This window comes from Pirellulales bacterium (genome assembly GCA_036267355.1).
Classification (GTDB): Bacteria; Planctomycetota; Planctomycetia; order Pirellulales; family DATAWG01; genus DATAWG01.
This window is the reverse complement of record DATAWG010000072.1, coordinates 53069-79632: the sequence shown is the minus strand read 5'-3', so window position 1 is coordinate 79632 and position 26564 is coordinate 53069. Positions and strand designations below refer to the sequence as shown.

17 protein-coding genes and 1 tRNA gene are annotated in these 26564 nt (G+C 61.1%); 7 read left to right on the top strand and 11 right to left on the bottom strand.

Translation table 11 applies throughout. The annotated features are described in order from the left end of the window. Positions 1-33 precede the first annotated feature (33 nt). On the top strand, positions 34-1314 hold the full coding sequence (locus VHX65_11020) for a Gfo/Idh/MocA family oxidoreductase (protein ID HEX3999073.1): 1281 nt from the start codon (positions 34-36) through the stop codon (positions 1312-1314). A gap of 295 nt (positions 1315-1609) precedes the next feature. On the opposite strand, the gene VHX65_11015 is transcribed toward VHX65_11020, so the two are convergent. The 3 genes from VHX65_11015 to VHX65_11005 all read right to left on the bottom strand — a co-directional run bounded on the left by VHX65_11015 (position 1610) and on the right by VHX65_11005 (position 10772). Then, positions 1610-5167: an efflux RND transporter permease subunit gene (locus tag VHX65_11015; protein ID HEX3999072.1), complete on the bottom strand. Its 3558-nt coding sequence runs from the start codon at positions 5165-5167 to the stop codon at positions 1610-1612. A 134-nt stretch (positions 5168-5301) separates the two neighbouring features. Then, on the bottom strand, positions 5302-9117 hold the full coding sequence (locus tag VHX65_11010) for an efflux RND transporter permease subunit (protein ID HEX3999071.1): 3816 nt from the start codon (positions 9115-9117) through the stop codon (positions 5302-5304). Between the two features lie 269 nt (positions 9118-9386). Further along, on the bottom strand, positions 9387-10772 hold the full coding sequence (locus tag VHX65_11005) for an efflux RND transporter periplasmic adaptor subunit (protein ID HEX3999070.1): 1386 nt from the start codon (positions 10770-10772) through the stop codon (positions 9387-9389). Between the two features lie 805 nt (positions 10773-11577). Here VHX65_11005 and VHX65_11000 point away from each other — a divergent pair. The 3 genes from VHX65_11000 (at position 11578) to VHX65_10990 (ending at position 15530) form a co-directional block, all read left to right on the top strand. Beyond that, positions 11578-13995, top strand: a complete 2418-nt coding sequence (locus VHX65_11000) for a CARDB domain-containing protein (protein ID HEX3999069.1) — start codon at positions 11578-11580, stop codon at positions 13993-13995. Between the two features lie 252 nt (positions 13996-14247). Next, positions 14248-14580, top strand: coding sequence for a hypothetical protein (locus VHX65_10995; GenBank protein HEX3999068.1), 333 nt, complete (start codon positions 14248-14250; stop codon positions 14578-14580). An 89-nt stretch (positions 14581-14669) separates the two neighbouring features. Beyond that, positions 14670-15530: an alpha/beta hydrolase gene (locus tag VHX65_10990; GenBank protein ID HEX3999067.1), complete on the top strand. Its 861-nt coding sequence runs from the start codon at positions 14670-14672 to the stop codon at positions 15528-15530. Here the strand turns inward: VHX65_10990 and VHX65_10985 are convergent. The 6 genes from VHX65_10985 to VHX65_10960 all read right to left on the bottom strand — a co-directional run bounded on the left by VHX65_10985 (position 15527) and on the right by VHX65_10960 (position 21451). After that, the gene (locus VHX65_10985; GenBank protein ID HEX3999066.1) at positions 15527-16999 is read right to left on the bottom strand and encodes a hypothetical protein; all 1473 of its coding nucleotides are present in this window, start codon (positions 16997-16999) and stop codon (positions 15527-15529) included. The genes VHX65_10990 and VHX65_10985 overlap by 4 nt on opposite strands. A gap of 105 nt (positions 17000-17104) precedes the next feature. After that, complete coding sequence (locus VHX65_10980; GenBank protein ID HEX3999065.1) at positions 17105-17770, bottom strand: hypothetical protein; 666 nt, start codon at positions 17768-17770, stop codon at positions 17105-17107. A 392-nt stretch (positions 17771-18162) separates the two neighbouring features. After that, on the bottom strand, positions 18163-18453 hold the full coding sequence (locus VHX65_10975) for a PAAR domain-containing protein (GenBank protein ID HEX3999064.1): 291 nt from the start codon (positions 18451-18453) through the stop codon (positions 18163-18165). A gap of 160 nt (positions 18454-18613) precedes the next feature. Further along, positions 18614-19930, bottom strand: a complete 1317-nt coding sequence (locus VHX65_10970) for a DNA-directed RNA polymerase subunit alpha C-terminal domain-containing protein (protein ID HEX3999063.1) — start codon at positions 19928-19930, stop codon at positions 18614-18616. 59 nt (positions 19931-19989) lie between these two features. Further along, positions 19990-20063, bottom strand: a tRNA-Thr gene (locus VHX65_10965). A gap of 188 nt (positions 20064-20251) precedes the next feature. Further along, positions 20252-21451, bottom strand: a complete 1200-nt coding sequence (locus VHX65_10960) for a GIY-YIG nuclease family protein (GenBank protein ID HEX3999062.1) — start codon at positions 21449-21451, stop codon at positions 20252-20254. 456 nt (positions 21452-21907) lie between these two features. Here VHX65_10960 and greA point away from each other — a divergent pair, with 456 nt between their 5' ends. After that, a complete protein-coding gene (gene greA, locus VHX65_10955) occupies positions 21908-22384 on the top strand; it encodes a transcription elongation factor GreA (protein ID HEX3999061.1) in 477 nt (158 codons plus the stop codon). Positions 22385-22771: 387 nt separating this feature from the next. Continuing rightward, entirely contained in the window at positions 22772-23386 is a 615-nt protein-coding gene (locus VHX65_10950) for a DUF4254 domain-containing protein (GenBank protein HEX3999060.1), read from the top strand. A 1-nt stretch (position 23387) separates the two neighbouring features. Here the strand turns inward: VHX65_10950 and VHX65_10945 are convergent, their stop codons facing one another. Next, positions 23388-24221: a hypothetical protein gene (locus VHX65_10945; GenBank protein ID HEX3999059.1), complete on the bottom strand. Its 834-nt coding sequence runs from the start codon at positions 24219-24221 to the stop codon at positions 23388-23390. A 271-nt stretch (positions 24222-24492) separates the two neighbouring features. Then, positions 24493-24744, bottom strand: a complete 252-nt coding sequence (locus VHX65_10940; protein ID HEX3999058.1) for a CDGSH iron-sulfur domain-containing protein — start codon at positions 24742-24744, stop codon at positions 24493-24495. A gap of 237 nt (positions 24745-24981) precedes the next feature. On the opposite strand from VHX65_10940, the gene VHX65_10935 reads away from it, so the two are divergent. Continuing rightward, positions 24982-26388 (top strand): DUF1598 domain-containing protein, encoded by a 1407-nt coding sequence (locus VHX65_10935; protein ID HEX3999057.1) that lies wholly within the window; start codon positions 24982-24984, stop codon positions 26386-26388. The last annotated feature ends 176 nt before the right edge of the window (positions 26389-26564 follow it).

Sequence of the window (26564 nt, the reverse complement as noted above, 5' to 3'; positions counted from 1 at the left end):
CCGCCCCAAACAAGCATTTCCGGAGAACATTTCATGCCGAATCCAGCCTCGCCCAATCGCCGCGATTTTTTGAAAACCACGAGCGTCGCAGCCGCCGGGGCTTCGCTCGTTGGCTCGCTCGGCATTGCCCGTAGCGCGCACGCCTCGGTCGACGATACGCTACGAGTCGGCCTGATCGGCTGCGGCGGCCGCGGCACCGGCGCGGCGTCGCAAGCGCTAAATGCCGACAAGAATGTGAAACTGGTGGCGATGGGGGATGCGTTTTCCGACCGGCTGGAATCGAGCCTCCGCGAATTGCGGCGCGGTTTCGAAAAGAAGGTCGACGTGACGCCGGAGCGGTGTTTTCACGGCTTCGATGCCTACCAGGGCGTGCTCGGGGCGGGCGTCGATGTCGTGATCCTCACCACGCCGCCGCATTTTCGCCCGCTGCATCTCAAGGCAGCCGTTGCAGCGGGCAAGCATATCTTTTGCGAAAAGCCCGTGGCCGTCGATGCCGGCGGGGTGCGCAGCGTTTTGGCAACGGCCGAGGAGGCCAAGAAAAAAGGCGTCAATCTCGTTTCCGGTTTGTGCTGGCGCTACGATCCGCCGAAGCGGGCGACCGTCGAGCGCATCCACAACGGTGCGATCGGCGATGTCACCGCGATTCATTCGACCTATTTGACCGGCACGCTCTGGCATCACGGCCGCAAGCCCGACTGGAGCGACATGGAATATCAGGTGCGCAATTGGCTCTATTTCACGTGGCTCTCAGGCGACCACATCACCGAACAGCACATCCACAGCCTCGACAAAGCGGTTTGGGTGATGCACGACGAGCCGCCGGCTAGCGCGATCGGCGTCGGCGGCCGGCAAGTGCGCACGGATGAAATGTTCGGTAACATTTACGACCATTTCGCGATCGTCTTCGAATACGCCAATGGGACGAAGGTGTTTTCGAGTTGCCGGCAAATGGCCGATTGCAAAGACGACGTGAGCGATCACGTCATCGGCACGAAGGGCTCGGCTCAATTGATGCAAAATTCGATTCTCGGTCCGAACAAATGGACGTATTCCGGTCCGAGCCCGAACATGTATCAAGTCGAGCATAACGAATTGTTTGCGGCGATCCGTGCCGGCCGGCGAATCGACAACAGCCTCTACATGGCCCGCAGCACGATGATGGCAATCATGGGCCGGATGGCCGCTTATACGGGCCAGAAGATCTCGTGGGAAGAGGCAATGGCGAGCAAGGAAGACCTGGCGCCGCCAAAATATGAATGGGGCCCGCTGCCGGTCGCCCCAGTGGCCATGCCGGGCAAGACGAAGTTTGCCTGAGCAACAGGCCGGCCGGGACGGTAGCGGGCGTTGTTCTTTCGGGTCGAGTCGATCGGCGATTTCCCCCCTCACCCAAGCCCGGATTATTCATGGCGCCACAGTAGCCCGAAGCGTAAGCGAGGGAGCCAACGAGGCTTACCCTCGCTAACGCTTCGGGCTACTGTTTCGCAGCGTGTCGCGAATTCGCGGCATGATGGATAACCGGGCTAGCCCCTCTCCCACGAAGGGGGAGAGGGGAACCGGCGTTGCAGCGGCGGCACTGTTGACATCGCCCCATGTTTACGCGGCAACATGTTTACGTGTGTCGGTTGAGCTCATTGTGCCCGTTGTCGCCGTTTTCCACGGTTCGATGATTGGCCGGCTTTCGGCGATCGGCGAACCATTGGATGACGTAGAAGAACACCGGCGTCAGGAAGATGCCGAAGAGCGTGACGCCGAGCATTCCGCTGAACACGGCCACGCCAAGCGTGCGCCGCATTTCGGCCCCGGCCCCCGCGGCGATCACCAGCGGCACGACGCCGAGAATGAATGCGAACGATGTCATCAAAATTGGCCGCAATCGCAGGCGGCAGGCTTCGAGCGTCGCCTCGCGGGCCGATTCGCCGGCAGCGCGTTTCTCTTTCGCAAACTCGACGATCAGAATCGCGTTCTTGCTGGCCAGCCCGACCAACACCACGAAGCCGATTTGCGTGAAAATATTCACGTCGTTGTGCGCGATCTGCACGCCGAAGACCGAGCAGAGCAAGCACATCGGCACCACTAAGATCACGGCCAGCGGCAACGACCAGCTTTCGTATTGCGCTGCGAGCACGAGGAACACGAATATCACGGCCAGCGCGAAGAAATACATCGCCGAATTGCCGGCCTCGTTTTGCAGAAAGGCCAGATCCGTCCACTCGGTGACCATCGATCGCTTCATCCGCGTTTGCTGGTCGGCAATTTGCTGCGCGAGATCGACGGCCTGGCCGGAGCTGGTGTCGGGCCCGGCATCGCCGGTGATCGCGGCGGCGGAGTAGAGGTTGTAGCGCATCACGGCCACGGGCCCACTCGTGTCGCGCACATCCAAGAGCGTGCCAAGCCGGATCATTTGCCCCTGACTATTCCGCACCTGAAGATTTTTCACTGCGGGCACTTTGGCGCGGAAGCTTTGATCCGCCTGAACATTGACCTGCCATGTGCGGCCAAATTCGTTGAAATTGTTGACGTAATACGAGCCGAAATAGACTTGCAGCGTGTTGAACACATCGCCGACCGACAGACCGAGCGCCTCGGCCTTGGTGCGGTCGATATCGAGATACAGCCAGGGCGTATTGGCGCCGGTGCTGTTGAACATGTCTTTGAGCCCATGGGTACGGTTGCCGCGGTCCACGATCTGCTGGCTCACTTCCTGCAACTGCCCCAGGCCCAGGTTACCGCGGTCTTCGACGATCAGCTTGAATCCGCCGGTGGTGCCGAGACCGTCGATCGGCGGAGCGCCGAAGGCCGACACGACGGCTCCGCGAACATTCTTCCGAGCCGCGGCCGTCAACTTGCGCGCGATCGCGTCGGCCGTCAGATCGGAACTGTTCCGCTGGTCGAACGGCTTCAGCATCACGTACATCGAGCCAAGATTCGGAGCATTGGCATTCAAGATCAGCGACTGGCCGGAGATTCCGACCGTATGGTCGACGCCTTTGGTATTCCGCGCGACTTCTTCGATCCGTCCCATCATCCGTTGCGTGCGCTCGACCGATGCCGAGTCGGGTAGCTGAATATTGAGCAGCAGATAACCCTTGTCTTGCTGCGGTATGAAGCCGGTCGGGGTGCGGACAAATTGCACATATGTGAGCAGCAACAGCCCGCCATACACCATGCACACGATCGCGCTCATGCGGAGCAGTCCGCCCACGGTGCGGCCATAGGCAGCGATCACCCGGTCAAATAAGCGGTTGAAGCCGCGGAAAAACGAGCCCAACACGGCGTTGACGGGTTTGATGACAATCCAGCCGAGGACGCCGCCGACGATCGCGCCGGGGACGAAATAGGCGGCGTGGACGGCCCATGGCATCCAGCGCGGCGCATCTTCGCCGGGAAGCGGGGGAATCCCGAATTGCCCTGGCAGAAACTTTTCGCCGAGCCACACCGAAAGCAACCCCCCGATGATGCCGAAGAACCACCAGGGGAGCGCTTCCTTCCGGTGTTGATGCCCGTCGGCGCCTTCCTCGGTCTTGAAGATCACCACGGCGCGCGAGGGCGTCATGGTGATGGCGTTGATCGCCGAGATGATCGTCGAGACGGCGATCGTGACCGCAAATTGGCGAAAGAATTGTCCGGTCACGCCGCCCAAAAAGCAGCACGGTATGAACACCGAACTAAGCACCAAGGTGATGGCGAGAATCGGGCCCGTGATCTCGCTCATCGCTTTGATCGTCGCCGCGCGGGCATCGAGACCGGTGGCGATCTGGCGCTCGATATTCTCGAGCACCACGATCGCATCATCCACCACGATGCCGATCGCCAACACCAAGCCAAACAGCGTGAGATTATTGAGCGAAAAGCCCAGCGCGGCCATGACGGCAAACGTGCCGATCAGCGAAACCGGCACGTCGATCATCGGCAGAATCATCGCCCGCCAATCCTGCAAGAACACCAGCACGACGATGGCCACGAGGATCACGGCGATGAGCAGCGTATAACCGACCTCGGCGACGGATTCGCTGATGAAAGGGGTGGTGTCGTAGACGATGCGATAATCCACTCCGTCGGGAAAGCGGGTTTTGAGCTCGTGCATTTTGTCGTAAACGCTGCGCGCCGTGTCGAGCGCGTTCGACCCGGGCAGGGCAAAGATCGAGAGCGCCACCGACGGTTGGCCATCGAGCGTACACGATTGGTCGTATTGCTGGGCGCCGAGTTCGACGCGCGGCTTGCCGTCGGCCGTGCGCGTGACCACGTCTTTCAAATACACGATGGCGGTCGACGGCGGCGCGGCGCCGCCCATCGAATTTCCTCCGCCGCCTCCGCTGCCCGGCGACGTGCCAATGCTGCTGGCGGTGCCCGTCGCGCTTGTGGCGGAGGCGGCCGAGCCGGCAGTGCTGCTTCCTTGCGTTCCGGCTTTGATGATGATGTCGGCGAATTGCTCGGGGTTGGTCAGCCGCCCGAGGGTGTTGATGGTCAATTGAAATTGCTGGCCTTTGGGGGCCGGCTGCTGGCCGACCTGCCCCGCGGCAACCTGGATATTCTGCTGGCTGATGGCGTTGACGACGTCCATCGCATTGAGCTTGAGCGCGGCCATCTTGTCGGGATCGAGCCAGGCGCGCAAACTGTAGTCGCGCTCGCCGAGGTAGGAAATTCCCGCGACGCCCGGCAGCCGCCCCAACTCGTCTTTCACATCGATCGTGAAGTAGTTGCTGAGAAACAGGTCGTTGTAGTTGCCATTGGTCGAAATCAGGTTCACGATCATGAGCGTGTTCGGCGAGATCTTGCGGACGTTGATCCCTTCGTTCTGCACGAGCGCCGGGATGACCGGCAGCGCCAGCGACACGCGATTCTGCACCAACACCTGGGCCATGTCGGAATCCATGCCCAGCTTGAAGGTGACCGTGAGGTTGTAGGCGCCGTCGTTCGTCGATTGCGACGACATATACATCATGCCTTCGACGCCACTGACCTGCTCTTCGATCGGGGCGGCCACGGTGTCGCGCACCGTTTCCGCATTCGCTCCGGGATAGAGGGCTGTCACTTGCACGGTCGGCGGCGTGACGTCGGGATATTGGGCCACGGGAAGCGTAAACACCGCCACGAGGCCGGCCAGCACGAACACGACCGAAATCACGGTCGCGAAAATCGGCCGATCGACAAAAAATTCGGCAATCATAAGAGGCTATGAGGCTATGAGGCTATGAGGCTATGAGGCTATGAGGTTGTGAGGTTGTGAGGTTGTGAGGTTGTGAGGCTGCGAGGATTGTGGTGGCAACGTGTGGCGTGAAGGTCTCTTCGTACCTCACAGCCTCACAGCCTTTTTATTCTCCGACGCATTTCCAAAAGGGTTAGCGCAAGCAACACGCCCGCACTGCCGAGCACGATTGGCATCCAGGGCGTCCGGCCAATGTGGATCGCGGCGAGCAGAAAACCCAACAGCAAGCCGAGCAATCCACCGGCAAAGGTCGATCCGATCCAATGCGCGCGGGCCGAGGCGAACAGCCGCGTCTCGCCGAGTCCTTGAATCACGTAGAAGAACACCGGCGTGAGGAAAATTCCAAACAGCGTTACACCCAACATTCCGCTGAACACCGCCCAACCGAGCGAGCGCCGCATTTCCGCGCCCGCGCCATTGGCGATCACCAGCGGAATCACGCCGAAGATGAACGCGAACGATGTCATCAAAATCGGCCGCAATCGCAGCCGCGATGCTTCTTCGGTCGCTTCGAAAACCGGCTTGCCTTCATCGATGTGCATCTGCTTGGCAAACTCCACGATCAAAATCGCATTCTTGCACGCCAATCCAACCAACACGATTAACCCGATCTGCACGAAGATATTCACGTCGTGATTGGAATACAGCACGCCGGCCACCGAGCACAGCAAACAGAGCGGCACCACTAGGATTACCGCCAGCGGCAGCGACCAGCTTTCGTAAAGCGCCGCCAGCGCCAAGAACACGCACATCACCGACAGCCCGAATACATAAATCGACGTATTGCCCGCGCGTTTCTGCATGAACATCAGCTCCGTCCAGTCGGCGCGCATCGAGATCGGCAGCGATTCGTTGGCGATCTTGTCGACCACGGCGATCGCTTCGCCGGAACTGTAGCCGGGCTTCAAATTGCCGGTGAGGGCGGCGGATTCGTAAAGATTGTAGCGCGTCACCATGAGCGGGCCGCCGATTTCGTGGGCCGTACAGATCGTGCCCAGCGGTACCATCTGCCCCAGATTGTTGCGCACCTGAAACAGATTGACGTCTTCGATGCGGTTGCGGAATTGGCCCTCCGCTTGAACAGTGACTTGCCAATGGCGGCCGAAATCGTTGAAGCTGTTGACGTAGAGCGACCCGAAATAGATGTCGAGCGTCTGGTTCACATCGTTCAGCGAAACGCCGAGTGCGGCCGCTTTCTTGCGGTCGATGTCCATGAACAACTGCGGCGTGTTCGAGCGGAATTGCGTGTTGACCCCGATCAATCCCGGCACGCCCTGCTGAAGTTTCCGCCGCAGTGTGTCGGTTTGCTGTTGCAGCGAATCGAGCCCGCGCCCGCCGCGATCTTCGATCATGGCTTTGAATCCGCCCGCGACGCCCAATCCGGGCACCGGCGACGCGCCGTATACCGTCACCACGGCGTCTTTGATCTGCTGCGACCATTCGCGGCGCAAGTCGGCCATGATGGCCGTGTCGGGCCGGCCCGTCCGCCGCCGCTCGTCGAACGATTTCAACACGATGAACATCGAGGCAAAATTCGGGCTCGTGGCCTGCGCAATCCACGACAGGCCGCCGATTCCGACGCAATGCGCAACGCCCTTGGTGTGGATGGCGATGTCGGCCACTTTGTGCAGGGCGGCCATCGTCCGCTGCAACGACGATGAATCGGGCAATTGCACGCTGACGATTAACCGCCCCTGATCCTGCTGCGGGACGAAGCCGGTCGGCGCGCTCACAAACACGACGTAGGTCAACACCATCAGCAGCCCGTACACCACGAGCACGACCCCACTGAGACGCATCATGCGCTGGATCGACCACGAATAGCCGGTAGTGACCATGCCGAAGACGTCGTTGAACGCCCGAAAAAACCAGCCGCCGATCGAATCGACGAACCAGGACAGCGGATCGCGGCGCGCGCCGCGTGGCTTGAGCAAAATGGCCGCGAGGGCCGGACTGAGCGTCAGCGAATTGATCGCCGAAAAGACGGTCGACACGCTGATCGTCACCGCAAATTGGCGGAAGAATTGCCCCGTAATGCCGCCGACGAATGCGCACGGCACGAACACCGCGCACAGCACCAGCGCCACCGCCACGATCGGGCCGGTGACTTCATCCATCGCCTTGCGCGTGGCATCGCGCGGGTTGAACCCGTGATCCAGCCAACGCTCGACGTTTTCGACCACCACGATCGCATCGTCGACGACGATTCCGATTGCCAGCACCAAGCCGAAAAGCGAAATGTTGTTCAAGCTGAAATCGAGGGCGGCCATCACTCCGAATGTGCTGACGATTGCCACGGGCACGGCGATCAGCGGAATAATCACCGACCGCCAATTCTGCAGGAAGATGAGCACCACGACTCCCACGAGCGCGACCGCTTCGAGAAATGTCAGTCGCACGTCGTTGATCGATTCGCGGATGAAGGGCGTGGTGTCGTACGCGATGTCGTAATGAATTCCCTCGGGGAAACGAGATTCGAGCTCTTTCATTTTCGCGCGGACGCGATTGGCGACATCGAGCGCGTTGGTGCCCGGGAGCTGATAGAGGCCGAGGCCGACGGAGGGCCTGCCATCGAAGAGGCAAGATTGCGTGTAGCTTGCCGCCCCCATTTCGAGCCGGGCGACATCGCGGAGGCGAACGATTCCGGCGGCGGGCCGGCCGCCAGGAGTTTGGGCAGTGATTGGCATTCCGGCTGCGTTCAGCGCGGGGCCAGTCGCCCCGCCGCCGCTAGTCGTGCCGCCGCCGCCAGCGCCGCCGGTCGTGCCGCCGCCGGCGCTCATGGCTCCGCCGCCGGTGGTGCCGCCGCCGGCCGCCGTTCCGCCGCCGCCAGTTGCCGCGCCGCCGGTAGTGCTGCCGCCGGCGGTCGTAGCGCCGCCGGTTGTGCCGAGGTTGGTCGTCGTCGCGGAAGAACCGGAAGTGGTTGTCATGCCGCTGCTGCTACCGCCGGTCGTTCCCGTGATCGTCGACGATGTGGAACCGACAGTCGGAAGCAGTGTCGTGCTGCTGGCCGTCGTCGGGGTCGATGATGTTGAACTGCTCGAACTGCTCGATGCACTGCCGGCCGTGCCACTCGTCGAGCCCGCGGCTCCGATCACCGGCGGAGCCGCAGCCGTGGCTCGCACCGGAAGAGCGGTGGGCATGGCTTTGACGATGATGTCACCAAACTGTTCGGGCGTGCTAAGCCGGCCCAAAGTATCGATCGGCATCGTGAAGAGTTGGCCGTTCGGGGCCGGCATCTGGCCGACCATGCCCGCCGGGGCATCGGCGTTTTGAGCTTGGATTGCGGCGGCCACGTCGAGGGCCGTCATGTTGCGCGATGCCAGTTTCTGTGGATCGAGCCAAGCGCGGATGCTGTAGTCGCGCTCGCCCTGATAGCTCATGTCCGAAATGCCCGGCACGCGCAGCAGTTCATCCTTGCAATAGATCGTGGCGTAGTTGCTGAGATAGATGTCGTCGTATTGCGGCTTATCCGGGTCGGCATAGAAATTCACGATCAGCAGGATGTCGGGCGTTCGCTTGCGGATCGTTATTCCCTGGTTCTGCACCTGCGAAGGAAGTTGCGGCATCGCCAGTGCGACACGGTTTTGCACCATCACGAGCGCCGTGTTCAGGTCGACGCCGATATCGAATGTCACGGTGAGCGTGTACGATCCGTCGTTGCCCATCTGCGACGACATGTAGAGCATGCCTTCGACGCCGTTTACCTGCTGCTCGATCGGCGCGGCGACGGTGTCGGCGACCACCTGGGCGCTCGCGCCGGGATAACTGATCGAGATGCTTACGCCCGGCGGCGTGATGCGCGGATATTGCGCGATCGGTAGAAAGTAGAGCGCGATCCCGCCGATGAGCGTGATGACGATCGACACCACCGCGGCAAAGATCGGGCGATCGATGAAGAATCGGGAAATCATAATGGCCGGCGATCAGCGGTGTCCGTCAAAGTTGCGTGATTCGAGCGACTCATCGGAAGTGGCAACACTCGCCCGAAGCGTAAGCGAGGCAGCCATGGCGACCCGCCCTCGCTAACACTTCGGGCTACGATTTCGCAGCCCGCCACAAAATTCCTGGTGCCACGAATAAACCGGGTTAGTCTTTCTCGGCGTTGGGTAAGCTTGGGCCGGTGGACAGCCCACTTGATCCACGACCGGCGGCTAGCGCCTTGCCGCTCATTTGCGGCCGGTCAATGGGCCGGCGGCGGCGTGGCCGAGGGCGGCGTGGCCGGAGCTTTTTCGGCCGGCGGAGAAGGGGTTTCGGCGTTTTGCTGTGTTTTGATCGCCCCCGTTGAAGTACCGGATGAGGCAGGCGCGTTCGACGGCGAATTCGCTGTACCGGAAGTCGCTGTACCGGAAGTCGCTGTACCGGAAGTCGCCGCGCCGCCCGCCGCTCCTGAATCCGTGGCCGTGCTAGGGCCGAGCGTCGGCATTTGCACGAAGTCGGGACGAATCTCCGTCTTCGGATGCACCTGCTGAATGCCCCCGACGACAACCCAGTCGTCGGCCGTCAGGCCCTTGCCTTTTGGTTCAGGCTCGATCACGCGGAGGCCGTCGTCTTCGAGCGGTCCGGTATCGACGGTCTTCTGTTGAATCACATGGGTCTTCGGATCCATGGTATAGACATATTTGAGCCCCTGGTCCGATCCGATCGCGCGATCGATGACCAACAGCGCCGAGTGCGGCTGGCCGATGGGCAGATGAACGCGCACGAACATCCCCGGCGAAAACAGCCGATGGCCGACTTTCGGCGGCGGATTCTGCAGCACGCCGCGGACCGTAATGCTGCCGGTGGTCGAATCGACTTGATTATTGAAAAAATCGACCCGTCCTTCGTGTGGAAATCCATCTTCGCCTTGCAAGCCGATATAAACAGGAAACTGCCCACTCTGATACGGCTTGATTTTTCCTTCGTCGATGGCGCGGCGAATCCGCAGCAGGGTTACTTCATCCATATTGAAATAGACATACATCGGATCGAGCGACACGATCGTGGTCAATTGCGTTTGGTCTTGATTCACCAGATTGCCGGGCGTCATGAAGTAGCGGCTCACCTGGCCATCGATGGGCGATTTGACCTGGCAAAAACTGAGATTGAGCTTGTAAACCTCAAGGCTCGCTTTGGACGCTTCGAGCGATGCTTCGGCCTCTTCCTCCGCGGCTTGATAGCGATCGAGATCTTGTTGGCTGATGGCTCCGGGGGTTTTTGCCAGCGCCTTTGCTCGGGCATTGTCGGCTTGTGCCTCTTTGAGTCGCGCCTGATTGAGAATCACTTGTCCTTGCGCCTGGTCCAACTGGGCCTTGTAGGGGCGCGGATCGATTTCGAACAAGACATCGCCGGCCTTCACCTCGGCCCCTTCCTTGAAGGGCTCCTTTTCGAGATAGCCGGTAACGCGAGGCACGATCGTCACCGTTTGCACCGCCGCCGTTTGCCCCGTGAAATCGACGAAGTCGGTGACTTCGTGCGTCGCCGGATGGGCAACAGGAATCGCCGGCGGCTCGGGCGCCGCGACTTGTCCCTGCGTCTTCGCGCAGCCACACGCGGCAACTGCCGCGCACAGAAACGCGGCCACCACCGCACGCGCTCCCAAACTCCGCAAGCCCAGGGAAGGCCAATTATCCCTTTCCCATTCAACACCGTGTTGCCGGTCTTCCCTGGGACCGCGCACCGGGCGAACTCCAATTTCTCTCGCCGCGTCGGCGTTCAAGCATTCTGTATTCATCGTGTTCTCGAAAATTTGTCTTCGCAGAGTGGACCGAAAACCGAGGGAAGGCCGTCGAACGTTTTCGCAAGTGGCGGGCGAGGGCGGCCTTCCCTGGGCTTGGGCGGGGGGTGGTGGGCGATTCGGCATCCGTGCGATAAGCCTACCGCATTATGCGGTCTCCCGTAAACCCAAACACCAGCCGGGGCTGCCGAGTTTCGCTAGCGCAGCAAAAAAGGCGGGAACGAATCCGTTTTGTTCCCGCTCGAGTAATTTTTCGCGGCGACCAAAAGCTTCGGCCGGCTTGAATTTAGATTCACGCTTTCATCAAAGCGTTGCCGTTCGATGCGCAACGCGAATTTTTTGCGTTCACTAGCCCCAGAGGCCGGAGCCGAGCCGATCGAAAGAGAAACCATGCCCCCCTCGCAAGGCAGGTAATGTGTTGAAACCAAGCAAAACTGCCGTTTTTGATTGAGAATTCGATTCTCCGTTCCGCTTGGACAGGATTCCAAGTCTTTTGCGGTTCGCGGCAACCTCTCCGCACGGGGGAGGGCCATCGTTGCAAGCATTTAATTTGCGACAACCAATATCATTGGTTTATCAGCTAATGATTCGCTAGCCGATATAGACAGACAGCGGGCCAGTTAGAAAGTGCTAGCGAGTCCAAATGAGCTTACCTATGTTTACGAAACGACAGAGTTGGTCGGCTTTGACCGTGGTCACTTTGTTGGTTTGCGGCTCGGCCGCCGCCAGCGATTTCGCGCCGGACGCAAAGCCGCTTGCGCCGCCGGCGGTCGACAGCGAAATCGTCGTCCAAAGCTTCACCGACGATGCTCCGCTCTACAATCCAACCGGCGGCAGCTCCAGTGGATCCACAAGCGGCAGTTCGTCTGTCAGTGGGAGCCAGGCACATTCGAACTCGACGACCGGCGCCAATAGTTCGGCGGCGTCCACCGTGCAGCAGCCAATGTCGGCGAACGAAATGGTCCGCCGCCATCTCGGCACGCCCGAACCAGTTCCGTCTTCGCCGAAGCCGGTCCATGCCGTCTCGATTTCACCTCCGAAGAGTAGCCCGGCCGCCGGCGGCTCGATGAATGTTTCGATCCAAGCCGGCGTGAGCGCCTCGCAGCCGACAGTGACGCGCGGCACGGCCGCCGGCCCGTCGGTTGCGGCCGCGGCCGACCCTGTCGCCGAGCCCACCGAAGACATCGCTCCGCGTGACACACGGCCGCTTGCCCAGCGCCTCAAAGCGCTTCGGCAGCCGGCCATGAGCGAAGGAAAAAGCGATTCGTGGGATGAATCGGCGGCAGGACCGAGCGCTGCACCGGCAGTGCTGGCTCCTTCATCGCGGCGGCAGCAAGCCGTTGCCGACGACGATGCGGTGACGCATCCGCTGGCGATCAGCGATGCGAACTCGGCTCCGAACTTGGCCCCCGTCAGCCCGGAAGCGGAAGCCTCGCCGGCGCGGTCCGACTCGTTCGCCACGCCGGCACCGAGCCCTTCGAGCCATTCGTCGCCGTTGCGGTCGTCTCGCCGAACCGTGGTGAACCCTGAAGATTTGGCCGTACCTGAGCCGACCGCCGCCGCTTCCGACAACGTGTTGTTCAAGCGGCAGAGCCCGCTCTTGAGCGTCGAAACGACCGGCCCGCGCACGGTGGTGATCGGCAAAGAAGCGTTGTATACGGTCACCCTCAGCAACGGCGGCGACGTTGCGGCACAAGATTTGGTCGTCGGCGTGAAGATTCCTGATTGGACCGACGTGGTCGGTTCGCAATCGTCGGCGGGGACCACGCGCCCGTCGCTGGCCGACGGTACCGAGCCATTCCAATGGCGAATTCCGCGGCTGGAAGCGCATGGCAAAGAAACGCTGACGCTCCGGCTCGTGCCGCGGAAAGGCCGGCCGTTCGATCTCGCCGTGCAATGGACATTCTCTCCGACCGCTTCGCAAACGATGGTCGACGTGCAAGAGCCGAAGCTGACGATGAACATCGCCGGGCCAGATGAAGTGCTCTACGGCCAAAGTAAGCTCTATCGACTGACGCTGTCGAACCCGGGGACGGGCAAGGCGGAAAATGTGGCGATCGACTTGTGGCCCGTCGGCAACTCGACGGCCGCTCCGTCGCGCCATCCGCTCGGTTCGCTCAAGGCCGGCGAAAGCAAAGTCATTGAATTGGAACTCACCGCTCGCCAGGGCGGCACCGTGACGATCCATGCCGCCGCTAGCGCCGAACCGGGACTGAAGGTCGAGGCGACGCAAGATGTGCTCGTACGCCGGGCGTCGATCGCCGTGTCGGTCGATGGAGCGAAATCACGCTACGCCGGCACCATGGCAGGCTACTCGATCAAAGTCTCCAATCCGGGCAACGCCCCGGCCGAAAATGTGCACGTGTTCGCGGCCCTACCGCCCGAAGCTCGATTCGCCTCCGCAACTCAAGGAGGCCAGTGGAAGCCCGAACAGGGAAAAGTCGTTTGGACGCTGCCCACGCTCCGGCCGGGCGAAGAACTCATGCTCGAGCTTCGCTGCACGCTTTCCGCACCGGGCGTCAACAAATTGCAAGTCATGTCGACCGCCGCCGGCGATCTGAACGACATGGCCGACATCATCACCAATGTCGAAGCCTTGGCCGATTTGAAACTGGATGTCACCGATCCGGCCGGCCCGATCGCGGTCGGCGATGAGATGGTTTACGAATTGCGGGTCCGGAATCGCGGCACCAAGAGTGCCGAATCGGTGGGCGTCGTGGCTTACTTTTCGGAAGGGATCGAACCGATTTCGGCTGAAGGGGGCACGCACGATATTGCCAACGGAGTGGTGGCCTTCCGTCCGCTTGCCACGCTCGCGGTAGGCGGCGAGGTGGTTTATCGCATCCACGCCCGAGCCGATAAACACGGCAAGCAAGTGTTTCGCGCGGAAGTTGAGTGCGGCGAGCTAAGCACCAAGCTGGTCAGCGCCGAAGAGACGATGATCTATCCGAATGACGGCGGTTCGGATCTGCAAAGCGGCAATCAAGCGATCGCCCGCCGCAATCCCGATCCGGCAACCCAATCGCCCGGCACTTCCGACCAGCCGCAATTGCCGGCCGGAACGCGGCGGTAACGATCCGCACGAGCCCCCGAGCCGGCATTGTCGGCCGACGCGCGAAACCGCGTGCGAGCTTCGGGCCGCCGCTTGGTAGCGATGCTCGCTTGCGGTTTCGCGCGTGCTGCCGTATCTCAAGCGGCCCAAATCCACCCGTTGTTCGCCTGTGGATCAACCCGAACTCTTACAAGGACGGGTAGTTCGATTTTCGATTGTCGGCTATCATCTTCGATCCTTTCGAGTCCAACCGTCTTTCGTGGAGAGCTACCAATGCAGCAAATTGCCCATCAACCGCATCATGGCAACAACATCGAGCGCCTGGACGAACAACTGCGGCTGTTTGCCGAAGCATATCCGGGATCGTATGGCTTGCTGCGGCATTCGCCGAATGTGTTCGATGCTTGCACGGTGCCCGTTTGGCACGCCCGCGGTTGGCGCCATGTCGAGCAAGCGGAGATCGGGCCATTGCTCGACGGCAACAATGTCGAGCGCCTGGCGGCACTATTGAAATTGGTGCATGCGCATGGTGTTCGTCGCGTGGAATTCGCCGCCGGCGCGGATCTGCTCGAAGTCGTGCCGCTGGTGCCCCGCGCGGCGGCCTGAAATCGGGCCCGTTGCGTTGCTCCGAGGCTCAAGCTAAAACGAACGTTGCTGTTGTTCGTTCCAAGGGCCCGATGCTCCGCAGGCCAACGATGATTTACGCCGATTCGTCGCGCCGTATCGCGCGAAACCGATTGCTGGTGGCATGGATTGCGGCAATTGTCATTGTCTCTTCGGTCTCGCCTGCGCCGGCCGACGGTTTCGCTGGAGAGAAATCTTCCTACCACGGATTCGATCGATACGACTTCATCGTCGATGGCTGCCGGGCGATCGTCGTGCGCCCGCACGAAGCCGCCGGCGGCAAACCGTGGATTTGGCGGGCCGAGTTCTTCGATCACCGCCCTGAAACCGACCTGGCATTGTTGGCGAAGGGTTATCATCTCGCGTTTCTCGATGTCGGGAACACTTTTGGTTGCCCGAATGCGATGGCCCATTGGAATGCGTTCTACAAGGAGCTGACCGAGAAGTATGGCTTGTCGAAAAAGCCGGCGCTCGAGGGGCTCAGCCGCGGAGCGCTCTATTGCTTCAATTGGGCCGCCGCCAATCCGGATCAGGTCGGCTGCATTTACTCCGACAACGGCGTGTTGGATTTCAAAAGCTGGCCGGCCGGCAAGGGCAAAGGTAAAGGCAGCCCCGATGATTGGCGAAAACTGATCCAAGACTACCACTTCGCGTCGGAAGCCGATGCGCTGGCATACGCCAAGAATCCAATCGACAATCTAGCCCCGCTGGCGAAGGCCAGGGTGCCGCTGTTGCTGCTTTGTGCCGACGCCGACGACGTCGTGCCGTATCTCGAAAACGGAGCGGTGGCAAAAGCCCGCTATGACAAACTCAGAGGCACCGCGATCGTGATGATCAAACACGGCCTCGGCCACCATCCCCACGGCCTCGACGATCCGACGCCCATCGTCAATTTCATCGTCGAACATTGCTCGCAGCCGAACCCGCGCTAAACCACTCCGACGCCGCGGTCGAATGCGTCTTGTTCGCGGCGGTAAACGGCCAGCGTCGATTCGAACATCTCGCCCGAAATCTGCCAGGCCGGATCGTCGTCGGTGTGCGCGTTGCAATGGGCCACTAGCAGGCGATACATGAATTTGAACAGGTGCCGCGGCACGCGCAGCGTGCGCAGCGCCTCGATCAATCGCCGCGACGTTACAGCCGGATCGAATAGTTCCGCAAGCGTCGGCTTGGCGCCGGGTTTGGCGCACGCGGCCACACGCGCGGTGGCCAGGTCGTAGAGCGCTTCGCCGGTCCATTCGAGCGACGGAATCATGTTTTGCTTGTCGAGCCGCGAGCGCTGAAAAAATTCGTTTTCCTCGCGCTCGACGAACCGCGACAATTCGATCGGCAACAGCAACTTGAATCCCATCCCCGGATGCTTGAGGAATTTGTTGTCGAGCATCGGCCAGAGCAGGGCCCGCATCGGTTCGGCCGAGCCGTTGATCAAATGGGGCTCGTCGACGCGGTCTACCAGGACGACGATTCCCGTGTAGCCGAGCGATTTCAGCGTCCCCTGCAGCTTCACGAGCAGTTCGTAGCGATCGTCGGTGCGATCCTTGTTCGGCAACGGCTGGCCGGCGATATCGGCTGCGGTGAAGCTCATCAGAATTTGTCGTAGCGAATTCAAGTCGAGATTGCCGACGCGCACGTGCCGCGAGATCCCGCGCGCCTGCCACAAGCATTTCCACGTGCGCCATAATCGGGGCGCCCAGCCAGCCAGCGCGAGCAGATATGGCCATGGCGTGGTGAGCCAAGTCCATTTCCCGAGCCCGATGATCAACGCCGCGACGGCGATCGTCACGACAATTCCCAGCGCCAAATCCCACTGCGCCCGCCACGCATGGAACCGCAAGCGCCGGCGCAGCCGATTCCAGCGCCCTTTGCGTGTTTCGGCAAGCGATTGATCGTAGCAGGCGGCTAGCAGCAAAAGATCGCGGGCTTGATGGTGATCCAAGAGCCAATCGGCGGCGCTCGACGGTTGGCGGCCGGAAAGAATGTCGTCGACCAAGCGAGTGACGGCGATCGTGAGAATCGCATCCATGTGGTCCCACAGCCGCCATTGGGCCAGCATGCGATCAATGCGCCGCGAGCGCCGACTGCCGAGCTTGTCTTGAAAGCGATCGAGAAACGGGTTGAAGTCGTCGTATTCGACGACATAAAGCCGCGCGCCGGGATGCGTGCGGTTGTATTCCGCCAGATGCTGGGCAATTTGCAGACGGATCGCCGTCTTGCCCGAGCCTTTTTCGCCGAACACGACCGAGGTGGCGGGATCGGCGGGATTGCCGTAGATCTTGTCCCACGCGGGGTGGTACATGCTGGCGATGCAATGTTCCTTGAACACCGGATCGGTTTGCGCATCTTCCTCGGCAAAAGGATTGTGGGCAATGCCGTGATGTTCGAGAAACTGCTGGATTTTCATGGCGGAAGGCTACAGGCTGAAGGCTGAAGGTACGAAGACAACCGGGGCGTCTGCTCACTTGCTGTAGCCTCAAGCCTGTAGCCTTCAGCCGCTTCCCTGTAGCCTTCAGCCTTTTTTCATGCCGGCGATCATCTTGCGGAACTCTTCCGCGTGGTCGGCCACGGTCTGCTTCGGGCCGTAGAACTTGATGAAATAGTTGCCCAGCTTCGGCGCGACAACGATCGCGGCCAGCATGCGATAGTCGGCGTGGTCGACGGCCTTGCTCGAGGGATCGAACGGGGCGGGCATGTCATGATAAGTGCCCGAGAGATCGATCATCTCGACCTCGAACCCGGCGATCTTTTGCTTGCGATCGGCTTCGGGAACTCGGTTCTTGGTTTCCGAACCGTCGGGCTGTTTGAACTGCCCGATCCAGCGATCGATGTTTGCCTCGATGCTTCCGCCGGCGCCCATTACGGTGACGCGGCCATCCTGCATGTCGCCTTTCGCGGCTGGCACTGCGAATTCGTGGTCGATGAATCGGACGCGGGGCGTTTTGCGTACCCAAGATTCCGGCGCGGTCAGCACGATCCTCCCATCGGCCAGGTCGATCTTATGGTCGGTTTTCGCCTCGCCGGCGATGGGCTTGTCGAGAGCCGGGGTTTTCGCCGGTTCATCGGCGCTCGCGGTTTGAAATCCGCAACAGATCGCGGCAGCCAGGGCCGCGATGACCAACGGGCCGCGGCGCGTACTGCACGATCGGACGCATTGTCGCCAAGGGTGAAGAATCATCGTAGGCCGCCTTTCGAATTTGCGGATCTTGCAGTTGGAAGAAGCGTCTGCAACGCGCGTCCATTCTAAGCCGACTGCACTGGCCGCACCAGCCGACAGCGCCGGGCTTTGTCTCAAAACACTAGCCCGAAGCGTCAGCGAGGATGAATCGCCGTAACACGGTCCATCCACTTGTTGGTTTTGCACAAGTCCTCGATTCCACATCTCCGCGAACGCCGCAGCGAAGAGAAATAACGCCTGTCAGCAGCGTCCCTCGCTAACGCTTCGGCCCGGTGTGCTGATCGAGCATCTTTGGAAACAAAACCCAGCACGACCGGAGCATGCGCTACACGCAAAGGCTAAATGGCATTCGTGGAAATGCGGTTTCCGGAGGGGGCAAGAGCGCGGCTGCATCAGCCGCCGATCATCACCGTCGGCAATCCCAAGACGATCGTCCCGCCGTGGGCGCAGGAGTCGCCCATGCGAGCGGCCGGCTTTCCGCCGATCATGACGGTGGCCGAGCCTTTGATGACGGTGTCGGGAGGCCCGACGCAAACCGCCTTATTGCTCATGATGGCAGCCGGCAAATTGCCGATCAAAACCGTCGGCACTCCCGGCGGCAGAAGCGGCCCGCCGACATGCGGCACCGGCCCGTTGAATGCCGGGCAAACATGCATGTCGGTAACGCGAGCGGCAGGGGGCATGGAAAAAGGCTGAAGGCTACAGGTTGAAGGCTACAGGCTGAAGGCTACAGGCTGAAGGCTACAGGTTGAAGGCTACAGGTTGAAGGCTTGAGGGAAGCGGCGGCCAAAGGCCGCTTTTCTTACGGTCTCAAGCCTGTAGCCTTAAGCCTGTAGCCTTCTTTCAGTCTCCGCGGAGTTTGAGATTGCGGGCGGTCAGTTTTTCACGCACTTCGTTCAAGCTGGTCACGCCGAAATTCTTGCATTCCAGCAGATCGTCGCCCGTGCGGCGGACTAATTCCGAGATCGTATTGATGCCGAGCCGCACCATGCACTTGCGGGCACGAACCGACAAATTGAGATCGGAAATCGGCCGTTCCAAAAGGGCCTGTTCATCGGGCGACATCGTTTCCGGCTCGAACAGCGGCTCCGGTTCGCGCTGCTCCAGCGCCATCTGGCCAAGCTGCAGCCCCTTTGAAGCCATCATCTCGCGAATCTCGACCAGCGAGGTTTCGCCGAAATTCTTGCTCGCCAGCAGGTCGGCTTCGGTCGTGCGGGCCAGATCGCCGAGCGTCATGACGCCCATCTTCTGCAGGCAATTGCGGCTACGAACCGACAGTTCGAAATCCGTGACCGGCACGCTCATTACTTGGCTGAGCCGATCGCGGCGGCGCTGGGCGTCTTCGTCGTAGAACATACTCCGCGAGGCTTGCACGTCTTTGAAAAACAGCCGAGCCCGCGGATGGCTCGGAAACGAATCCAAAATCCGCTGGTAGCAGTTTTGGGCCCGCTCGTATTGCTGCCGATCTTCATACAAAATGCCCAGATTCAGCAGCGAGCCGACGTGCGCGGGAAATCGAACCACGGAGCGCTCGTAAAGATCCATCGCTGTGTCGTCGTTGCCATTGCGATCGTTGGCCATCGCCAAGCCGAACAACGCTCCGGAATGGGCGGGGTCGGCTTCGATGGCGCGCTCATAAAGGGCGACCACTTCGCTCGGGCTGCCATGCAGCGCGGCGACCGTCGCGGCCCGCTGGTAGAGATACTCGGCGGTTTGCTCGACGGCCCCATGCATTTTGTCGAGCACCTCCATCGCCCCTTTGGCACTGGCCGACGTGCGCAGCACGTCCACTCGCGCCAGGGCACAGATATCGGCGTCGTAGCCGGCCTTGGCCGCGGCGGTGAAACTATGCTGTGCCGGCTCGTATTCCTCAAGCGCGACGTAGGTCTTGCCGAGGTAAAAGTGCGCCAGCGCGCCGCCATCGCCCGTCTTCAGCGTGTCGTAAGCCTGATTGTATCGGCCGAGCAGATACTGGCAGACGCCCAATCGCACGGCCGCCGCGGGGCTGCGGTCTTCGCCGGCCTCCATTTCGTTGACCGCCTCGCGAAGGGCCCGATGGTTTTGCGGATCTTCGCTGAGCGCTTCAGAAATCTCCTTGATTTCGTGTGGTCCGAAAGTGCCCTGAGTGAGCACGAGTTGTTTGACATTTGCCGTAGCCATTTGAGTCATCGACCGAATCTCCACGCTTTGAAGCAAACACCAAAACCGATTGTGACAAGAGCCAGCGAAGGGAGTCGAACCCTTAACCCCCGCATTACGAATGCGGTGCTCTGCCAATTGAAGCTACGCTGGCAAATATTGTTTTTCTCGAACAAAACCGCATTTCATGGCCGTTTTCCCCATTTCTCCGCCGAGCGCCCCGCCCCCTCTTTGCGACAGCTGCTGGCCTTCTAAACCAAAACGACACCCCCGGGATAAGCGGCGGATGTCTGTGATACCAACGGCCCCTTGGAGATTAGGCTGTCAAATGGACAAGTCTACTCAATCATCCGGGCAGCGTAAAGCGGGGTGCGATCGGCCGGCCAACGCTGTGACTGAGAGTTCGCGGCAGATGGCTTGTGCCGAAAGCGGCTGGAGCGTTGCTTGCAATTCTTCGGGGCGACGTCGGAACCAAGCGATCATCAATGCGACATTTTCGGGATCGTAAACATCCAGTTCGCCGTTCGAAGTGTGAAATGCTTGTAGCGATTCCGCTTGTTCCGCGGAAAGATCCGGCTTCGCAGCGCGTTCTCCGTCGAAAAACACCTGCTGCAACCGAATCGCAGCACGCTCGGCCGAAGCCGCGTCGTGTGGAGCGCGGAAGCCCCGGATCGCCTGCCCGCGGTCGACCAACAGCCAATAGTTTCGGCCGGCGTTGCGCAGCGGATAGACGAACGAATAATTGCGCCGCGCCTCGCGAAAGCGATCGAGTTCCTCGTGCAGCCAGGCGAGCGGGAGCCAGATGTCGCGCCAATTCGCGGCCCGAACGTATTCCTGCTGGTGAGCCGCTCGCCGCATGCGCTGCTCGAGCCGATCGAGCAGGCGAACGTCGTCTCCTTCCAAAAATTCGCGGGCGGCGGCGACGTTGCGAAAATAGGCCTTCCGCGTGCAAACGCCCGCACACGGCGCCGGACAAGTGCCCAACTCGTGCCGCGGACAACGCGGCGCCCGATCGACGTCGAACAGCGACAATTGATCGGCAAACAGCATCGGCACACGTTCGTCGCAATCGCGCAGGCGAAACCAGGTGTTCAGCCGGCGCACCGCGTCTCGCAAGATGCGCTTCGATCTCACCGGCCCAAACACATGCTCTGCCCGTGAGCTCGGCTGCGGAGCGACATACGCCAGCGGCGCGGGCGACCGTCCGAGGCAAACATAGACGCGGCGGAATTGCCCCGGTTGCCCGACCACATTGAACTCGGGCCGATAGCGGCGGATCAATTCCAATTCGCGCAGCAGCGCGGCCAACTCGTGCGGCGCCGTTTCCCAAGCCAGCCGCACCGTGTGGCGGACAATCCGGGCCGCTCGCGGATCGCTTTGCTCCGTTTGCAAATAGCTGAGCAACCGATGGCGCAGCGATTTCGATTTGCCGATGTAGATCACATGGCCGTCGGCATCGAGCATGCCGTAGACACCGGCGTGCGAAGGGCACAGATGCCGCACCGCTCGCCGCGCATCGCGCAGCGAATCGCCGAGCGCCATTTCGCCCACCGCCGATCGAATCCGCGGCCAAAGCCGGCACCGCCCGAATCCTGTAAACTGTTTCTCTTCCAGCCGCGACACCGCACGCCCTCCGTGGACGTTTGAAAATCGATCCGTGGCGCCTGCCTGCGCCTCCACAAGGTACACGATGCGGTGCCGGCATTGTAAGAGCGCGGCAAACGATTTGCCATCGACCGCGGCTCGCTTGTCGTTCCCCGGGAGAGCACGGCTGGCCAAGCCCGAAGAGGCTAGCGGCGGCAACCCATTCGCAAGAAGAATATCCGTTTTGTGCGGAACGATCCCGCTCCCCGCTGCGCCGGCCTGACCGAGAAATTATTGCCGCATGCTCTACGGCCACCGCTTTACAGGCCAGTCGCGGTCGATCAAAATAAATCTCTCTCGGTCTCCCCATGGTGGGGAGGCCGTGTTTTTTTGCGCTCGCGTGACGAGGAAACCATGTCCGACCTGATTCCGATGACTCGTGCCGGCTACGACAAGCTCAAGGCCGAGTTGGACGAAATGGAAAACGTCGATATGCCCAAGCTTGCCCAGCGCGTGGCGGAAGCGCGCAGCGAAGGCGATCTGAGCGAAAATGCCGAATACCATGGCGCCCGCGAATCGCAGGGCATGCTGCAGGCGAAAATCAATATGCTCCGCGACAAGCTCGCGCGGGCCTCGCTTGTAGATTTAAGCAAGGTTCCGAAGGACGTGGTCGCATTCGGGTCGACCGTGGTCGTGCGCGATTTGGACTTTGGCGACGATGAGACGTTTTCGCTCGTCGGCGCCGGCGAGGAAGACTACGACGCGGGCAAGATCAACGTAACCAGTCCCTTGGCCCAAGGTCTGCTGCACAAGAAAATTGGCGACAAAGTCGAGATTCCTGTTCCCGCCGGCAAAATGCGATTCGAGATCCTGGAAATTCGCTGGGAGTAGCGACGAAGGGCAATGGCGAGCGACGGGTGACTTTTGTCAGTGGCGTTCCGCAACGCGTCGCCACTTCGCCCCGTCATTTTCCTTGCACGGCTGGACCGGCGGCCAAGCGTATCTCGGCCCCGAGCCTTTGGCGCGCCGCCGCAACAGGCAACTAGCGGTGCTAAATAGGAACGAAAACCGCTGGCAGCCCGCTCGAGGCTTGCCCAATCTGCCTTGCCACGCGCAGCCGGTGGCTTCTAGAATGCCGGCGATGGAAGGACCCTGCTCGGTTCGTGCTTGGTCTCATTGGCTGAGTTTCGGGTGACGATGGGCCGGCTAACGGTTTGTCCCCCCGGAGCCACGAGCGACGAATCCCGAGCCACGAACGTGAAAATGGAGTTTCAGTCAATGCTCGACGCGCGCCAACTCGTGCCCCAGATTACCGCGCTGCAACGATCGATGGTCGAGTTGTGGCATTCTCAGGAGATGTTTAATCCGCATCGCGATTTGCTCTACCTGGTATGCGAAGAGCATAAGTTCAATTTTCTGTTGTGGCATGAGGAAGATAAAGCCCGTAGCCCGGACGCCGGCGACGGGGCAATCGCGGCGGTGAAGCGTGCGATCGATCGCTACAACCAGCAGCGGAACGACGCCATCGAACGGATCGACGATTTTCTGGTGCGTATGCTCGCCGATCGCGGCATCGCTCCTACCGCCGCTCGCCTCAATACGGAAACGCCAGGCGGCGCCATCGATCGCCTTTCGATCCTCGCCCTGCGGATCTACCACATGCGAGAGCAGGCGGATCGCACCGACGCCGCGCCGGAGCATGTGGCTCGCACGTTCGATAAGCTGGCGATTCTCACCGTGCAGCACCACGATTTATCCGCCGCGCTCGGCGAACTGATCGAGGATTTGGTCGCCGGACGAAAGCGGTTAAAAATCTACCGCCAGTTCAAGATGTACAACGATCCGACGCTGAATCCGTATCTCTACGCGGCGAACAAGCGGATGGCAGGTTAAGTCACTCGACCGGCGCGAGCGCCAGCTCCCGCAACGCATCGAGCGCCGCGAGCACGTCGTCGCGAGCCGCTTCATGCCAGCCGGCCAGGCGGTGCCGAACGATCGACAGCTTGAAGGATTCAAACGCCTCGGCCAAGTCTTCCGGCAATTCGGCCAAGTTAGCAAACGGGGCCGCCCGCACTGCGCTGCGCTGTTCGGCAGGCGGCAATTCCTCTGTATCGCTCGCATCGTCGTCAGGCTCGTCACGAAGACGAGCGTTTTCGCCGTCGGCTTGGGTGTCGTCGTCCATTTCATCGTCGCCGGAATGGCCGCTCATTCCACGGCGAGAGAGAGCGGCAAGTACGCTGTCTTGGTGATCGGCCTCGAACGGCAGCGGTTCAAAATCTTCGTCCGGAGAATCGCTCGCCAATTCGGATTCGTCGGTCGCGCGGCCTTCCGCTTCCGCGCGGGCCGAATAGCGTTGGCGGCGCATTTCTGCGACCGACCAGCGGCTTTGCATGGCTCCTTCGAGCCACATTTCGGCGTCTTCCCAATCAAGGGCCGATTGGAAATGGCTCCAGTACAGACCGGAATACTCGCCCGCCACGACCCCGAATCGCTCGACCACTCGCCGCAATCGGCCGACATGCTGGCCAGTGACATTGCCCACGCGGCGGCTCCAGGCTTCGTCGGCATATTCGGCGGCGGCAGCGCCGCCCGCCGAGAGCGCCGTCCGCCATTCTTGGATAATGCGTCCCTTTTCCCAATTGGTCGTGCTAACCAAGCGATGCCACTGGCCCAAATACGGCGCCGATGCCGTGTCGACTGCGACGACAGCAGAATTCAGATCGATCATGCCCGCTTCCCCTTTCCGCTTAAGAAATGTGACCGGCTCCTTGCCCGCCGGACATGATTTTAACCGTTCGCCACGATCGCGGCGCCGCAATCCGATGTGGCGCCGCGCGGCGGGGCATAGGCGGGACTGGCGAACCGAGAAAAGAGCCGAGTCAAACGCAGTCAACCACTCGCTTGGCGGCAATTGAAGCGGTCGCAATCGGCTGGGGATAACTTGTCGGTCCGTCGAAAACGCACGACGCAGCCTGTGCCGGGCGCAATTCTGCAGCGACTTAGGCCGGCGCTGGTGGCGACGGCGCCGCGGCGAGTTCTTCGGAAATAAACCCGCATGCCTTATGTGCTCCGTCGCAAAACGGCTTCTTGGCCGAAGCCCCGCAGCGGCAAAGCGCTACGACTGGCTTGTTCGCGGGAATCTGAAACGCCGTGCCGTTCTGGTCGACGATTTTCAGCAAGCCGTCCAAGGCACTTGTCCCCTCGATCACCAGCGGACCATTCGGACGTAAACGGATCGTTATTTCTGCCATCGATTGGATCTCCGTATTTTGATGTGAACAGACCGCCGACAGTGTACTGGGCGGGCCGCACACGGGGAAGAGCCGCCGCGCCAAGCCGGCGTCGACGCGTTCCACAGCGCTATCCGCCGCGGAATGGCGGGCTACTTCGCTTGCGACTTCGTCGCGGAAGCGGCTTGATCGTCGTCGAATTGGTAGAATGGGCGCGACGCTGCCGGGGGCCTTGGACAAAAACTTTTTGGGTGTGCGATGAGAATGCAATCCTTTGGAATCTTGCTCGTAGCGCTCGTGGTCAACGCCGGATTGTGCGAACGGGCAATGGGTCAAGTCGCCGGGGCCACGACGGTGCAACTTCCCACCTTTGGCGTCGCCATCAACGCCGATGGCGTGTTGTCGCTCAAGGCATTTGAAGACCCGACCGGGCAACTCCACGCCGCTCGCCTCCAGGCCGCCAAAATGCAGTTGGCCGCCAACCTGCTTGCGCCGAGCAAAATGCGCAAGATCTCACTGATTCGATTGGAGAGCGCCGTGCGGCGGGCGATCGAGGCCGGCAAAAAACCGGACCAGGAAATGGCTTACCTGGCGGGCTTGCAGCGATTGCAATACGTGTTCTATGAGCCACATTCGCACGATATCGTCGTCGCGGGGCCGGCCGAGGGGTTTGCTCCCGACATGGCGGGCCGCATGTGTGGCATCGCATCCGGCAGGCCGACGTTGCGACTGGATGATTTGGCGGTTGCGCTACGAGCGTTTCTTCCTGCGCGGCCGCCGACCCCGTTTATTGGCTGCACCATCGACCCGACCCAAAAGGCGATGAGCCAGTTGCAGGCGTTTCAAAAAACCGTTCCGCGTGTCATTCCGGAAGCCAACCGCGCCGAGACAGGGCAACGAATCGCCGAAGGGATGCGCTCCGCGCTGGGCATTGCCCCGATTCGCGTGTTCGGAATATCGCCGCGAAGCCATTGCGCCCAAGTGCTGGTCGAAGCCGACTATCGAATGAAACTGATCGGCATTGGGCTGGAGCAACCGCCGGTGCGAATCCCGAGCTATTTCGAATTGGTCGCGGCGGGCGGACGGCAAGGCGTGTTGCAGCGCTGGTGGTTCACGCCGAATTATGCCTGCGTGCGCGTGAGCCAGGATCGGCAAGCGATGCAATTGGTCGGCGATGGCGTTGAACTTCTCACCGAGGCAAAGATGATCGCTGCCGGCGGCGAATTGAAAAATGCCGTCGGTAGCAACGGCGCGAGCGAAAAATTCGCCGCCGCGTTTACCAAGCAGTTTCCGCGGCTTGCCGAGCGCTCGGCCGTTTTTGCCGAGCTGCGAAACACGATCGACCTGCTCGTTGCCTGCGCGTATATCCAGCAACAGGATTTCGCGACCAAGGCCGATTGGAAGATGGCGACATTCGCCAGCGAACAAGCGATCTCGGTCGAAACCGGGCCGGCGCCGAAGGAAGTCGCTTGCGCGGTGAATGCCGGATGGCACGGGAGCCGATTCGTGGCCGTGGCGGGAGGGGGAGTTTCGATCACGCCGGCCAAAGCGATCGCGGCCGACCAATTGCTGCCCGACAAGGACGGCAAGCTCGAGCCGCTGCGCGACGAAGCGCTGCGCAACGCTGCAAAAAACGGCCAAGGCGACCGCTGGTGGTGGGACTAGGCTTTGTCTCAAAACGTGTCAATCGGCACATTAGCCCGAAGCGTTAGCGAGGGTGCGCCGCAACGGCGGCGTCGTCTCGCTCCGTGGCGGCAAAGCCACATGCACATTGGATCAAGAGGTTGTTGAGCGCGACGCCGCAACGGATCGCACCCCCGCTTACGCTTCGGGCTAGTGTT